General features: G+C 63.0%; 11 protein-coding genes. 1 reads left to right on the top strand and 10 read right to left on the bottom strand.

Annotation, left to right across the window (positions count from 1 at the left end; all coding sequences use genetic code 11):
* The first annotated feature begins 3 nt into the window (after positions 1 to 3).
* Positions 4 to 828, top strand: coding sequence for a nucleoside triphosphate pyrophosphohydrolase (gene mazG / locus RTCK_RS14760; RefSeq protein WP_142593350.1), 825 nt, complete (start codon positions 4 to 6; stop codon positions 826 to 828).
* 31 nt (positions 829 to 859) lie between these two features.
* On the opposite strand, the gene RTCK_RS14765 is transcribed toward mazG, so the two are convergent.
* From RTCK_RS14765 to dusB, 10 genes are all read right to left on the bottom strand, one after another.
* Positions 860 to 1,447, bottom strand: a complete 588-nt coding sequence (locus tag RTCK_RS14765) for a YdeI/OmpD-associated family protein (protein ID WP_142593351.1) — start codon at positions 1,445 to 1,447, stop codon at positions 860 to 862.
* A gap of 85 nt (positions 1,448 to 1,532) precedes the next feature.
* A complete protein-coding gene (hflX, locus tag RTCK_RS14770; RefSeq protein WP_142593352.1) occupies positions 1,533 to 2,906 on the bottom strand; it encodes a GTPase HflX in 1,374 nt (457 codons plus the stop codon).
* Positions 2,907 to 2,950: 44 nt separating this feature from the next.
* Complete coding sequence (hfq, locus tag RTCK_RS14775) at positions 2,951 to 3,193, bottom strand: RNA chaperone Hfq (protein WP_037155370.1); 243 nt, start codon at positions 3,191 to 3,193, stop codon at positions 2,951 to 2,953.
* Between the two features lie 106 nt (positions 3,194 to 3,299).
* Positions 3,300 to 4,166, bottom strand: coding sequence for a D-amino-acid transaminase (locus RTCK_RS14780; RefSeq protein ID WP_142520769.1), 867 nt, complete (start codon positions 4,164 to 4,166; stop codon positions 3,300 to 3,302).
* 22 nt (positions 4,167 to 4,188) lie between these two features.
* Positions 4,189 to 5,565 carry a Trk system potassium transporter TrkA gene (gene trkA, locus RTCK_RS14785; RefSeq protein WP_142593353.1) on the bottom strand — a complete coding sequence of 459 codons (1,377 nt, stop codon included), beginning with the start codon at positions 5,563 to 5,565 and terminating at the stop codon, positions 4,189 to 4,191.
* A gap of 38 nt (positions 5,566 to 5,603) precedes the next feature.
* Complete coding sequence (gene ntrX, locus RTCK_RS14790; protein ID WP_142520771.1) at positions 5,604 to 6,968, bottom strand: nitrogen assimilation response regulator NtrX; 1,365 nt, start codon at positions 6,966 to 6,968, stop codon at positions 5,604 to 5,606.
* The gene (locus RTCK_RS14795) at positions 6,958 to 9,231 is read right to left on the bottom strand and encodes a sensor histidine kinase NtrY-like (RefSeq protein WP_142593354.1); all 2,274 of its coding nucleotides are present in this window, start codon (positions 9,229 to 9,231) and stop codon (positions 6,958 to 6,960) included. The genes ntrX and RTCK_RS14795 overlap by 11 nt, the downstream gene beginning before the upstream one ends.
* Positions 9,232 to 9,394: 163 nt before the next feature.
* Positions 9,395 to 10,846, bottom strand: coding sequence for a nitrogen regulation protein NR(I) (gene ntrC, locus RTCK_RS14800; RefSeq protein ID WP_142593355.1), 1,452 nt, complete (start codon positions 10,844 to 10,846; stop codon positions 9,395 to 9,397).
* Complete coding sequence (locus tag RTCK_RS14805) at positions 10,843 to 11,991, bottom strand: two-component system sensor histidine kinase NtrB (protein WP_142593356.1); 1,149 nt, start codon at positions 11,989 to 11,991, stop codon at positions 10,843 to 10,845. The genes ntrC and RTCK_RS14805 overlap by 4 nt, the downstream gene beginning before the upstream one ends.
* The gene (gene dusB / locus RTCK_RS14810) at positions 11,988 to 13,007 is read right to left on the bottom strand and encodes a tRNA dihydrouridine synthase DusB (protein WP_142593357.1); all 1,020 of its coding nucleotides are present in this window, start codon (positions 13,005 to 13,007) and stop codon (positions 11,988 to 11,990) included. Before dusB ends, RTCK_RS14805 begins: the two co-directional genes overlap by 4 nt.
* Between the last annotated feature and the right edge of the window lie 17 nt (positions 13,008 to 13,024).

Genomic DNA, 13,024 nt, shown 5'->3' on the forward strand with positions numbered 1-13,024 from the left:
ACCATGGAAGCCTCACGTGACATTTCCCGGCTGATCGAGATCATGGCGGCGCTCCGCGACCCCCACACCGGCTGCCCCTGGGACATCGTTCAGACCTTCGAGAGCATCAAACCCTACACGATCGAGGAGGCCTATGAGGTGGCCGATGCGATCGAGCGCCGAGACCTCGACGATCTCTGCGAGGAACTCGGGGACCTGTTGCTGCAGGTCGTCTACCATGCCCGGATGGCGGAAGAAGCCCGTGAGTTTTCCTTCGGCGACGTCATCCATGCCGTCACCCGAAAGATGATCCGCCGCCACCCGCATGTCTTTGCCGTCTCGGATGCCTCAACGCCGGATGCGGTGAAGGTCCAGTGGGACGAGATCAAGGCGGAGGAAAAGCGTGAGCGCGCCGAGCGCCGCGCCCGCCGCGGCATCACCGAGGATTTCAGCCGAGGCTTTCTCGGCAGCGTCCAGCGCAGCCAGCCGGCGCTGACGGAGGCCTTGAAGCTGCAGCAGAGGGCGGCCAAGGTCGGCTTCGACTGGTCGCAAGCGGAACCGATCCTCGACAAGATCGAGGAAGAAATCGGCGAATTGCGGGAGGCCCTTCGCGGTGGGCGGAAGGAGAAGGTGAAGGAGGAACTCGGAGACCTGATCTTCGCCTTAGTCAATATCGGCCGCCACGTTGATGCAGACCCCGAGGACGCACTGCGAGGCACGAACACGAAGTTTCGGCGTCGTTTCAGCTATATAGAGAAAGAACTTAATAAAGCAGGCGAAACGCTGGAGGCGGCAACGCTGGAGCGGATGGAGGCACTCTGGCAGGAAGCCAAAGGCGGCGAGCGGTAGCGGGAGACGACTTCGCCGCGGCGCCACGGATCTACCGGTCGTGCATGCCCTTGCCGGCCAAAATCCTGTCCCTGTGTTTCGCAATCCGGGCCGAACGTGTTTCTGACTGCTTGGCCTGCGAGACATGGAGGACATAGCCGCGTCGGCGGCCGGGGGTCAACGCGTCGAAGGCGGCTTGCAACTCAGGGTCCGCTTCGAGAGCATCGACAAGTTCATCCGGATAGGCGAGATCGTCCTTCGGAAAATTGACCTTGGCGCCTGCCTCCTCCAACGCGGCCGCTTCAAGAACATAGTCACGGATGATCCGCTCCTGGGAGGCGATGTCGCTGACATCGGTAAACCGTAGCACGCGGGATGAGCGCGAGTTCTCGCCGGGCGCCACGAGCAGCCCCTCTGGGTCCTTGAGGAGCACGCCCTTGAAGAAACCCAGCGTGGCGCTGTCCTTGAAACCCCACAGCAGCGCGACATTTCCGCCCTCGGCCGTGTAGCAGGGCGAACTCCATTTGAAGGTTTCGGTAAGCCCGCAGTCGAGCAATATTCGCCTCAGTGCCAGAAGCTCCTGCCTCCAACGCTCCTGCTCCGCAAAGAAGGCGTCGATCCTCCTGCTGTCATCGTCCATCCATCCCTCCCGTTTTCGGCAGCCCGGATCGTAGCAGGATGAGCGCCGGCCGCTCAACAGCGGAGAGTTCGAAGAAGCGCCAGTCCTACCGCTCCCAGTCCTCCTTGGGCGGCTTGGGCCCGTTGCCGAGCTTACGCTCCAGCGCCGCGGCCTGGCTTTCGGAGAGCCGGACGTCGAGTTCCACCGAGCCGTCCTCGAGATCCCTGCGTTCGTCGACCATCGCGTTTTCGTAGATCCAGGAAACGAGCGACAGCTTGTCTGCCGGTATGGTGACGGTGGTTTCCGTCAGCACGCCCGACAGGCGCCGGGCGATTTCATCCAGCAGATCACCGACGCCTTCGCCGGTGACCGCCGATAGCGCCATCACGTCTTCGCGGCCGTTCGCCCGCTCCGCCAAGGCGTCGTGCGCTTCACGGTCAAGCCGGTCGATCTTGTTCCAGATCTCGATGATCCGCTCCTCCCGTTCCTTCTCGTCGATGCCGAGATCGGAGAGGATGCGCAGGACGTCGGCGGACTGGGCGGCGTTGTCCGGATCGGACATATCGCGGACGTGCAGGATCAGATCCGCCTCCAGCACTTCTTCGAGCGTGGCGCGGAAGGCGGCCACGAGGTGCGTCGGAAGATCGGAAATGAAGCCGACCGTGTCGGACAGGATGACTGTGCGCCCGTGCGGAAGCTTCATGCGGCGCAGTGTCGGGTCGAGCGTCGCAAAGAGCATGTCCTCGGCGAGCACGCCGGCTCCGGTGATCCGGTTGAACAGGGTCGATTTTCCGGCATTGGTGTAGCCGACGAGCGCCACGATCGGGTGCGGTACCTTGCGGCGCTTGGCACGATGAAGCTGACGGGTGCGGACGACCTGCTCAAGCTCGCGCTCAAGCTTGACGATACGCTCCTGCAGCAGCCGACGGTCCGCCTCGATCTGCGTTTCACCCGGACCGCCCATGAAGCCCGCACCACCGCGCTGCCGTTCGAGGTGGGTCCAACTGCGGACCAGGCGACCCTTCTGGTAATTGAGGTGCGCGAGATCGACCTGCAGCGTACCTTCCTTCGTGGAAGCGCGGCGACCGAAGATTTCGAGGATGAGCCCTGTCCGGTCGATGACCTTGGCGTTCCATTCCTTTTCGAGATTGCGCTGCTGCACCGGCGTCAGCGGATGATCGACGATCACCAGCCCCGCGTCGTGCTCGTCGAGCAGCGCCTTGATCTCCTCAATCTTGCCCGTGCCGATCAGGGTGGCCGGCCGGGGCTGAGACACCTGCACGATCAGTCCCTGCACGATGGTCAGGTCGATCGCCCGGGCAAGGCCGATCGCCTCCTCAAGCCGCGCTTCATCGGAGCGTTTCGGGGCAGGAAGAGCGGCCTCGGCCTGGCCGGAACGACCGGCACGCGCCTGCTTCAGCACCGGCACGACGACCACGGCACGCATGTCGTCCCGGCGGCGCTGGGCCTCCGGGATCATCGATTCATTCGAAGTATCGCGATGGGTAATCTGCTGTTGTCCCGTTAAGCGGCGTTTTCCTCGCTCTCGAACATCTGCATCGGCTGACCGGGCATGATGGTCGAGATCGCGTGCTTATACACGAGTTGAGAGTGGCCGTCACGGCGCAGAAGAACGCAGAAATTGTCGAAGGAAGTGACGACACCGGTCAGCTTCACGCCGTTGATAAGGAAAATGGTCAAAGAAATCTTTTGCTTGCGGACCGTATTAAGAAACAAGTCCTGCAAGTTCTGAGAACGTTCCGCCATAGCGCCGCTTCTTTCTTTTTTGCCGGCATCCTGCCGGGATTTTGATCACGCCTTTGGAGATGCTCGGGAAGCGTCCCTCGTGCTCCCCTCCCCGTACAATTCCTCGTTACCAAATCGTCGTCTTTTCCGCAATGTCCAAAAAGGCACCCCGCAGGCTGGCCGCGACACTGCCGGGATGGCCATTGGCGATCGGCTTGCCGTCCACTTCCACGACAGGCACGCAGGATCCGGTGGCCGAGGTCAGGAAGACTTCCCGTGCCCCCAGCATCTCCTCTACCGAAAATTCCCGCTCCTCGACGGGCAAACCGATGTGCTCGGCGACGTCAAGCAGCGTCGTGCGGGTGATTCCCCTCAGAATTCCGTGCTCCGCCGGACGCGTCACGAGGGATCCTTTCCCGTCGACGATCCAGACATTGGAGGAGGCGGCCTCTTTCACGTGGCCGGCGGGGTCGACAAAGATCGCATCCTGCGCGCCGCCGTCCTTTGCCTGCTGCTTCGCAAGGACGTTGGGGAGCAGCCCGACGGTCTTGATATCCACCCGGTCCCAGCGATTTTCCGGCAGCGTGATGACCTTTATCCCCGTCTCGTACTTGCGCCCCATGGGGGCGGGATCGACGGACTTCGCAGTGATCGTGATGGTCGGAGGCGTAGTCTCGGCAGGGAAGTAATGATCCCGCCTGGCGACGCCCCGCGTCACCTGGAGGTAGAAGAGGCCATTCCTGACGCGGTTGCGCCGCAGCACTTCCCGAATGACGACCCTCAATGCCTCACGTCCCATCGGGCTTGCCATCCGCAGCTCGCGAAGCGAACGATCGAGGCGGTCGAGATGCCTCGTCAGGTCGATGATGAGCCCGTCACGAACTTCGCAGACCTCGTAGACGCCGTCGGCGAACTGGAAGCCGCGATCCTCGATATGAACGGCGGCATCCGGATGCGGCAGGTAGCGGCCGTTGACATAGGCTATTCTCGACATGGCTTCCCGTTCCGATTGATGCTTAGAAATATTGAATGGAGACGCGGAACATCTGCTCGACGTTCTTCACCGCCTCGGCGCTAGAGAAGAGGACGACGCGATCCTTCGCCTTGATCTTGGTGTCACCGCTCGGCCGTATGACCGTGCCGCCGCGGTAGATGGCGCCGATGCGGATTCCTTCCGGCAGGTGAAGCTCGCGGAACGGCCTGCCGACCAGCGGCGACGTCTCCAGTGCCTCCGCCTCTATCACCTCTGCCGACCCCTGCTGCACGGCATAGACCGACCGGATCCGCCCCTTGCGGACATGCTGGAGCACGCGGGAGATCGTCACAGCACGCGGGTTGATCTGAGCATCGATCCCGAGAGATTCGGTCACCTGGTTCAGGGATGAACTGTTGATCAGGACGAGGTTCGACTTGCAGCCGAGCGATTTGGCCATGACCGCGCCCAGGATGTTGATCTGGTCGCTGTTGGTGAGGCTGACGATAAGATCGGCATCCTGGACATCGGCCTGCTGCAGGATGTTCTGGTCGAGGGCGGAGCCGTGCAAGACCACGGTGTTGCGTAGCTGCTCCGAGATCATTGCCGCGCGGTCGCGGTCGCTCTCGATGATCTTCAGCCGGGTTCTTGGCTGGTGTTCCTCGATCGTCCGGGCGACGTAGTGACCGATATTGCCGCCGCCGGCGATGATGATGCGGCGCGCTTCCTGCTCTTCATGGCCGAAGAGCCCGAGGGTCCGGCGCACATGCTCGCGTTGGCAGATCACATAGGCAAGATCGCCCACCTGCAACTGGTCGCTCGATCGCGCAATCGTCAGCCGCGCGTCCCGGAAGATGCCGACGACCGTCGCCATCAGGTCGGGAAAGAGCTGGCTCAGTTGCTGAAGCGGCGTGTTGAGAACCGGGCAGTCCTCCATGCATTCGATCGCCACCATGGCGATTGAATCCTCCGCGAAGCGGACGATGTCGGTCGCTCCGGGAAAAGAAATGCGCCGCAGGACCATCTTCCCGACCTCGATCTCCGGCGAGATCGTCACGTCGATCGACATGTTCTGACGGCTGAAGAGATCGGCATATTCCGGCAGCAGGTAACTTTGGGCACGGATCCGGGCAATCTTGGTCGGCACGCTGAACAGCGCATGCGCCACCTCGCAGGCGACGATGTTGACTTCGTCGTAGAGGGTCACCGCGATGATCATGTCCGCCTGCTCGGCGCCCGCCTTGGCGAGCACGTCGGGATGAGCGCCGTGGCCGACATAGCCGCGCACGTCCAGCGTCTCGGTTATGGCGTTGACGAGCGAGGCGGAGGTGTCGATGACCGAGACGTCGTTGTCTTCCTGCGACAGACGCTCCGCAATGCCGTATCCGACCTGGCCGGCACCGCAAATGATGACCTTCATATTGCTTCTTTCATCGCTGGTTGCGGCTGAAACGGACGCTAGACCCCGAGGGACTTGAGCTTGCGGTGCAGAGCCGACCGTTCCATGCCGACGAACTCGGCTGTGCGGGAGATGTTGCCGCCGAAGCGGTTGATCTGCGCGACCAAATAATCGCGTTCAAACATTTCCCGCGCCTCGCGCAAGGGCAGCGTCATGATGTGATGGTCTCCCTGCGAGGAGACTTTCGGAAGCATGTCGCCAAGGTCGGTCGGCAGCATGTCGGCCGAGATCGCCGTGTCCGGCCCGTCGGAACGAGCCAGGATCATCAGTCGCTCGATATTGTTGCGCAACTGGCGGATGTTGCCCGGCCAGTCATGCGCCTGCAGCACCGCCATGGCATCCTCTCCGATCCGGCGCGGCCGGATGCCGGCCTGCTCGGAGATCTGCCGCATGAACATGTCCACCAGGAAAGGTATGTCCTCGCGCCGCTCGGCGAGCGCCGGCACCTTCACGGGGACCACGGCCAGTCGGTGGTAGAGATCCTCCCGGAAGATGCCCTCGGCAATCAGGTTCTCCAGGTTATAGGCGGTCGACGAGATGATACGCACGTCCACCTTGACGCGCTTGGAGCCGCCCACCCGCTCGAACTGCTGGTCGACAAGGACGCGGAGGATCTTGTTCTGGGTTTCGCGCGGCATTTCGCCGATTTCGTCGAGGTAGAGAATGCCCCGATGTGCCTCCTCCAGCGCGCCGATCTTGCGCGGCTGGCCGGGCCCGCCCTCCGTGCCGAACAGGGCAACCTCCATCCGGTCCGGCGTGATGGTCGCCGCATTGAGCGCCACGAAGGGGGCACCGGCGCGCGCCGACTTCTTGTGGATCATGCGGGCCACGAGTTCCTTGCCGGCGCCCGAAGGGCCGAGGATCATGATGCGGCTGTTCGTCGGCGACACCTTTTCGATCGTCTGGCGAAGCTGGGAGACGGCGACCGAGGTTCCGACCAGCTCGACGGCGTCGCCCGCCCGCTTCTTGAGCTCGGTCACCTCGCGCTTGAGCTTCGAGTTCTCGAGCGCCCGCTCGGCGATGAGGATCAGGCGATCCGCCTTGAAGGGCTTCTCGATGAAATCAAAGGCGCCGCGCTTGATGGCGGATACGGCCGTCTCGATATTTCCGTGGCCGGAGATCATCACGACCGGAAGGTCCGGATGACGACCCTTGATCTCGTCGAGCAGCGCAAGTCCGTCGAGCCTTGAGCCCTGCATCCAGATATCGAGGAAGACCAGGCGCGGCACCCGATCGGAGATGGCGGCGAGCGCGCTGTCGCTGTCGTGGGCCGTCCGCGTTTCATGCCCTTCGTCGGACAGTATGCCCGAGACGATCTCGCGGATATCGACCTCGTCGTCCACGACCAGAATATCAGACGCCATATGCGAGTTCCTTGTCATTTCCAGTTCCGGAGCCGGCAGCCGACGCCACATGCGGCAGCAGCACCCTGATCATGGCGCCCCGGCCACGGTCGAATTCGACTGGAGCATCATGCAATTCGAGCTGGCCCCCATGCTCCTCGATGATCTTCTTGACGATCGCGAGCCCCAGCCCCGTCCCCTTTTCCCTCATCGTCATGTAGGGTTCCAGGATCCTGTGCCGGTTCTCGGTCGGCAGGCCGTTGCCATTGTCGATGATGTCTACGACGAAGCTGTCGCGGCTACGGTCGAAATTTGCCCGCACCCACACCCTCCGGCCATCCCGTTCCTGATCGCTGGGCACGGCCTCGATGGCTTCTACAGCATTTTTCACCAGGTTCCCGAAGGCTTGGCCCAGCATGCGGGCGTCGAACATCCCGAGCAGAGGCTCCTCCCCGAGATCGCGAACGAACTCGACGTGAGTCGTTCCCATTTCACGCAGGAAGATGGCATCGCGAAGGATGTGGCGCAGATCGGTCTCCTCCTTGGCGGGTTTTGGCATGCGGGCGAAAGATGAGAATTCATCCACCATCCGACCGATATCCCCCACCTGTCGGACGATGGTTTCGGTGCACTGGTCGAAAACGGCGCGGTCGTCGTCGGCGATCTGCTTGCCGTAGCGACGCTTCAAGCGCTCGGCCGACAGTTGGATCGGCGTCAATGGGTTCTTGATTTCATGGGCGATGCGCCGGGCCACATCGGCCCAGGCGGTAGAGCGTTGGGCGATTACGAGATCGGTGATGTCGTCCAGGGTAATGACGTAGGAATCGCGTGACGAACTCTGCTCCTCGCGGGTCACCTGGACGCTGAGCGTCCGCTCCTTGCCGCTGCGCGTCAGGTTCACCTGTTTTCGGAAATCGTTCCTCGACCGGGCGGCGGCCTCCGACAGGACATGATCGAGCTCCGGCACCACTTCCGACAGGTTCCGCCCGATCAGTTTTTCGGCGGGCAGTCCGAGGAACACCTCGGCGGACGGGTTGACGATGGTGATGCGGCGGTCATCCTCCACGCCGATGACGGCGGCAGTGACGCCCGAGAGAACGGCCTCGATGAAGCGGCGGCGATCGTCAACCTCGTCCTTCGCCTCGAGGATCTCGTCCCGCTGGCTGCGGATCTCGGAGATCATCTTGTTGAAGGTGCGCGACAGGTTGCCGACGTCGCCATCTGCGGCGCGCACCGGCACGACCACATTCAGATCTCCGGAGGCGACGCTATCGGCCGCACTGATGAGGAGACGGATCGGGCGAACGATCCGGTCGGCAACCGCGATCGCCGTCCAGATGGCCGCAAGGAGGACGATCAGTGCAAAGCCCAGATAGAGGATGGCAAATGCGAGCTGCAGCGATGTCCTGCCGGCCTCCATCGCCTGGTATTCGGCCGTGTTGTCCTCCATCAGCCGCATGGCGGACATGACCTTCGGATCGACGGCGCGGATGGTGTAGAGAAACGATCCTGGCAGCGCATCTAGCTTGATGATGGCGCCGACGAGGTTCGTGACGCCGGGCGGAATGAGCGTGGGCTGGCCTGCCGCCGCCTTCTGCAGTGCGTCCTGCGGAATGGCGGGAAGCGGCCGTTCCGTCTTGATATCCGCCTGGGCGATCGCCGATCCGTCCTCCCGGACCAGGAAGGCTCCGAGCATGCCGCGGCCCCGCGCTTGGCGGGTCATGAGGTCCACGAAGCCCGTGCGATCCAGGTAGAAGGTCGCCCGGTTGCGCTCCAGGTCATTGGCCATGGAAACCGTCTGACCCTGAAGATAGCTGGCATTCTCCATCATGTAGGCCTGCGCCACGTCGATCGAAGACTTGACGATCGATTGCGTGCGGATGGAGAACCAACGGTCGAGGCCCGCGCTCAGCGTGATACTGGCGAACAGGGCGACAAGAACCGCCGGCGTGATCGCGACGATGGAGAACAGCACCACAACGCGGATATGAAGCCGAGCAGCCGCGCGCCCTCGGTTGCGGGCCTTCAGCAGACGGCTGACCTCGCGGGCGATAAGGTAGATCAGGCCGACGATGAAGATCCCGTTCAGCACGGCCGAGGCGATCACCACCGGCGTCGTCGGGGCAATGGGCGTCAATCCCAGAAGCACGAAAAGCGTCAGGATCGCGCACAGCAGTGCCCCGCCAGCGAGAAGGAGACCCGGCAATGCGAAGGAGGCACGACGGTCTTGCGCAGCAAGTTCCGATCCGGCTTCATCCGCGGGCGACATGACGCCCTCGATCATTGCATCAAACTCCTTGCAACCGATGTCCGGTCGGGATCGCTAACGCGGCTAAGAGGGCGAGTGCGTCACTGCCACACCGACGGTGCGGCAGACCGGTGCGTGACTAATGAGCAACGCATTGTGGCGAAATTGCAACGAATCCTGTTGAGCTGTCAAGCGAGTATCACGGGCTGCGGGAGCTTCGATAGACGGAAACGCCGAGTTCGCGGATCTTCTTGCGCAGCGTGTTCCTGTTCAGTCCAAGCAGGTCGGCCGCCTTGATCTGGTTGCCGCGCGTTGCCGTCAGTGCCGCCAGGATCAGCGGGTACTCCATCTCCCTCAGAACCCGGTCGTAAAGGCCGGGGGGCGGCAGGCTGTCGCCGAAGCCGGCGAAATAGCTGCGCATGTTTTCCTCCACCGCCTGCGAGATCGTCAACGCCTCGCCCCGGCTCGTCATCTTGTCGATGGGGCTGTCCGGCGCGTCCGACCGCAGTTCCGCCTCGATGATCTCCCGGGTGATGACGTCCTGGGGATAAAGGGCCATCAGGCGGCGCATGAGGTTCTCCAGCTCACGCACATTGCCGGGCCATGCATAGGCCTTCATGGCCTCCAGCGCCTCGTTGTCGAAGCGTTTGACGTCAAGGCCTTCCTTCTCGCCCATCTGCATGAAGTGGCGAACGAGGTCGGGAATATCTTCCGCCCGGTCGCGAAGCGGCGGCAGGCGCAAGGGGACGACGTTCAGTCGGTAATACAGATCCTCGCGGAACAGGCCCTGGTTGATCAGCTGCTTGAGGTCCTTGTTGGTGGCCGCGACGATGCGCACATCCGTGCGGATCGGCGTGCGACCGCCAACGGTCGTGTATTCGCCCTGCTGCAGCACCCGCAGGAGGCGCGTCTGCGCGTCCATCGGCATATCGCCGATCTCGTCGAGAAAAAGCGTTCCGCCCTCGGCCTGTTCGAAGCGGCCGGTGGAACGCGACTGCGCACCGGTGAAGGCGCCCTTCTCGTGGCCGAAGAGCTCCGATTCGATCAGGTCGCGCGGTATTGCGGCCATGTTGATCGCCACGAAGGGACCGTTCCTGCGCTTGCCGTAATCATGCAGCGCGCGGGCGACCAGTTCCTTGCCGGTGCCGGACTCGCCGGTGATCATCAGCGTCAGGTCGGTCTGCATCAGGCGGGCCAGCACGCGGTAGATTTCCTGCATCGCCGCCGAACGGCCGACCAGCGGCATGCCGTCCTGCATGTCATCGTCGAGCCGCGCCGGCTTCTTCTTCGGTTCGGCGAGAGCACGCCCTATGATGGCTATCAGCTCGGTGAGGTCGAAGGGCTTCGGCAGGTAGTCATAGGCCCCTTTCTCGGAAGCCTTGATCGCCGTCATGAAGGTGTTCTGGGCGCTCATGACCAGGACGGGAAGATCGGGCCTCGCCTTCTTGATGCGCGGCAGGAGGTCGAAGGCGTTCTCGTCCGGCATCACCACGTCGGTGACCACCAGATCGCCCTCGCCCGCCGACACCCAGCGCCACAACGTTGCCGCGTTCGAGGTGATGCGGACATCGTAACCCGCCCGTGTCAGTGCCTGGTTCAGGACGGTACGGATGGCCGCATCGTCGTCTGCAACTAGGATCGTGGCAGTCATTTCGCTTTTCCTGTGGTGGTAAGGGAGGCAGCCGGCTCGACGCTACTCGCTTCCTTGTGCATTGGCATCAGCACCCGGAAGACGGTTCGGCGGCTCTGGCTGTCACATTCGACGATGCCGCCGTGCGCGCCGATAATCTTGGCAACGAGCGCGAGCCCCAAGCCGGAACCGTTGGTCTTGGTGGTGACGAAGGGATCGAATAGATTGGGAAGGAGGTCGGTGGGAACGCCGGGTCCGTTGTCGATGACGCAGAATTCCAAAGGCAGCGATATCTTCTCGCGCGATCCCGCGACCGACAGACGAATGCCCGGCCGATAGGCTGTTGTCAGCAAGATCTCGCCGTCCGCCTCATCCCCGACCGCCTCCGCGGCATTCTTGACGAGGTTCAGGAAGACCTGCACCAACTGGTCCCTGTTCGCGTAGACCGGCGGCAGCGACGGGTCGTAGTTCTCCGAAATCCGGACGTCGCGTCCGAAGCCGGCCTTTGCGATCGCCTTCACGTGATCAAGGACGGAATGGATATTGATCGGCTGGCGGTCAACGGGCCGCTCGTCGGAAAATACCTCCATCCTGTCGACCAGAGAGACGATGCGGTCGGTTTCATCGCAGATGAGCCGGGTCAGCGATCGATCCTCATCCGGCACGGACGTCTCCAGGAGCTGTGCGGCGCCGCGGATGCCAGAGAGCGGATTCTTTATCTCGTGCGCGAGCATCGACGCCAGACCGGTGACCGAACGGGCCGCCGCACGATGGGTCAGCTGCCGGTCAATCTTGTCGGCCATGGAGCGTTCCTGAAAGACGACGACCACACAACCCGGCTCGCTCACCACCGGTGCCACGTAGAGGTCCACAAGCTTGTCCTGCCCCAGCCGCGGCGACGAGAGGTCGACGCGATACTCGTTGACCGGTGCCTTGCGCTCCCGGACCTGATCGATCAGCGCCAGAAGCGGGCTGCCGAACGGGATGAGGCCGGATATCTCATGGCGGGCAAGCTGGGCTGCGCTGGCCCCGAAAAAGGACTCGGCCTCCCAGTTGGCAAAGGCGACATGGCCGGCCCTGTCGACCAGGATCACGGGGTTCTGCACGGAGTTGAGGACGGCCAGCGCCAAACCGTTGTCACCGGCCGGAGATTCGATGGCAGTCATGCCGCCTCCCTTGAGATCGGCGGCGTGGAGGCCGCTAATGCCTGCATCATTCGCCGCATGACGTCCTGCGGATCGGTAGAACGGAAAATCGCCGCCTTCTCATCGCCCGCCACGGCCGGCGCCAACCGGTCGAGATACCAGCCGAGATGCTTGCGGGCGTGACGCAGCCCGGCTTTGCGGCCGTAGAAACGCAGCATCGCATCGTAATGCCCGGCAACGATCTCGGCCTGTTCGCCTCGCGATGGAGGCCGATATCCGGCGAGCGCCCCGACATGCCAGGGTCTGCCTTGGGCGCCCCGGCCAAGCATGACCGCATCCGCTCCGGAACGGAGCAGGATCTCAGCGGCATCTTCCGCGGACTGGACGTCACCGTTGGCGATCAGCGGAATCGAGATCACGTCGCGGACTCTCCGAATGGCATCCCAGTCGGCCCTGCCCTCATAGAACTGCATGCGCGTGCGCCCGTGGATGGTGATGAGTTGGATACCCGCCGCCTCGGCGCGGCATGCGATCTCGGGAGCATTGATCGACGTCTCGTCCCAGCCCAGGCGCATCTTCAGCGTCACAGGTACTTCTACCGCCTTTACCGTCGCCTCGATCAGCGACAGCGCCAGCTCCGGGTCCCGCATCAGCGCAGAGCCCGAATAGCCGCCCGTCACCTTCTTTGCGGGGCAGCCCATGTTGATATCGATGATGTCGGCACCGTTGTCAGCAGCGATCCGCGCCGCTTCCGCCATCCAGTGCGGTTCGCGCCCCGCGAGCTGGACCATATGAGGGCCGAGCCCGGCCCGCTTCAGGCGGGCCCAGGATTCACCCCGGCTCAGGACCAGTTCGCGGCTCGCGATCATTTCGGTCACCACGAGGCCCGCCCCCCAGCGCCAGGAAATCTCCCGGAACGGCAGGTCCGTGACGCCCGACATCGGCGCGAGCACGACACGGTTCCGGATGTTTACCGTTCCGATGCGGAACGAAGCAGCGAGACACGGAAGCAATTGATGATCTTTCGGGCATGCAATTCGAATGCATGATTTTT

The organism is Pseudorhizobium endolithicum (assembly GCF_902153245.2).
GTDB lineage: Bacteria > Pseudomonadota > Alphaproteobacteria > Rhizobiales > Rhizobiaceae > Neorhizobium > Neorhizobium endolithicum.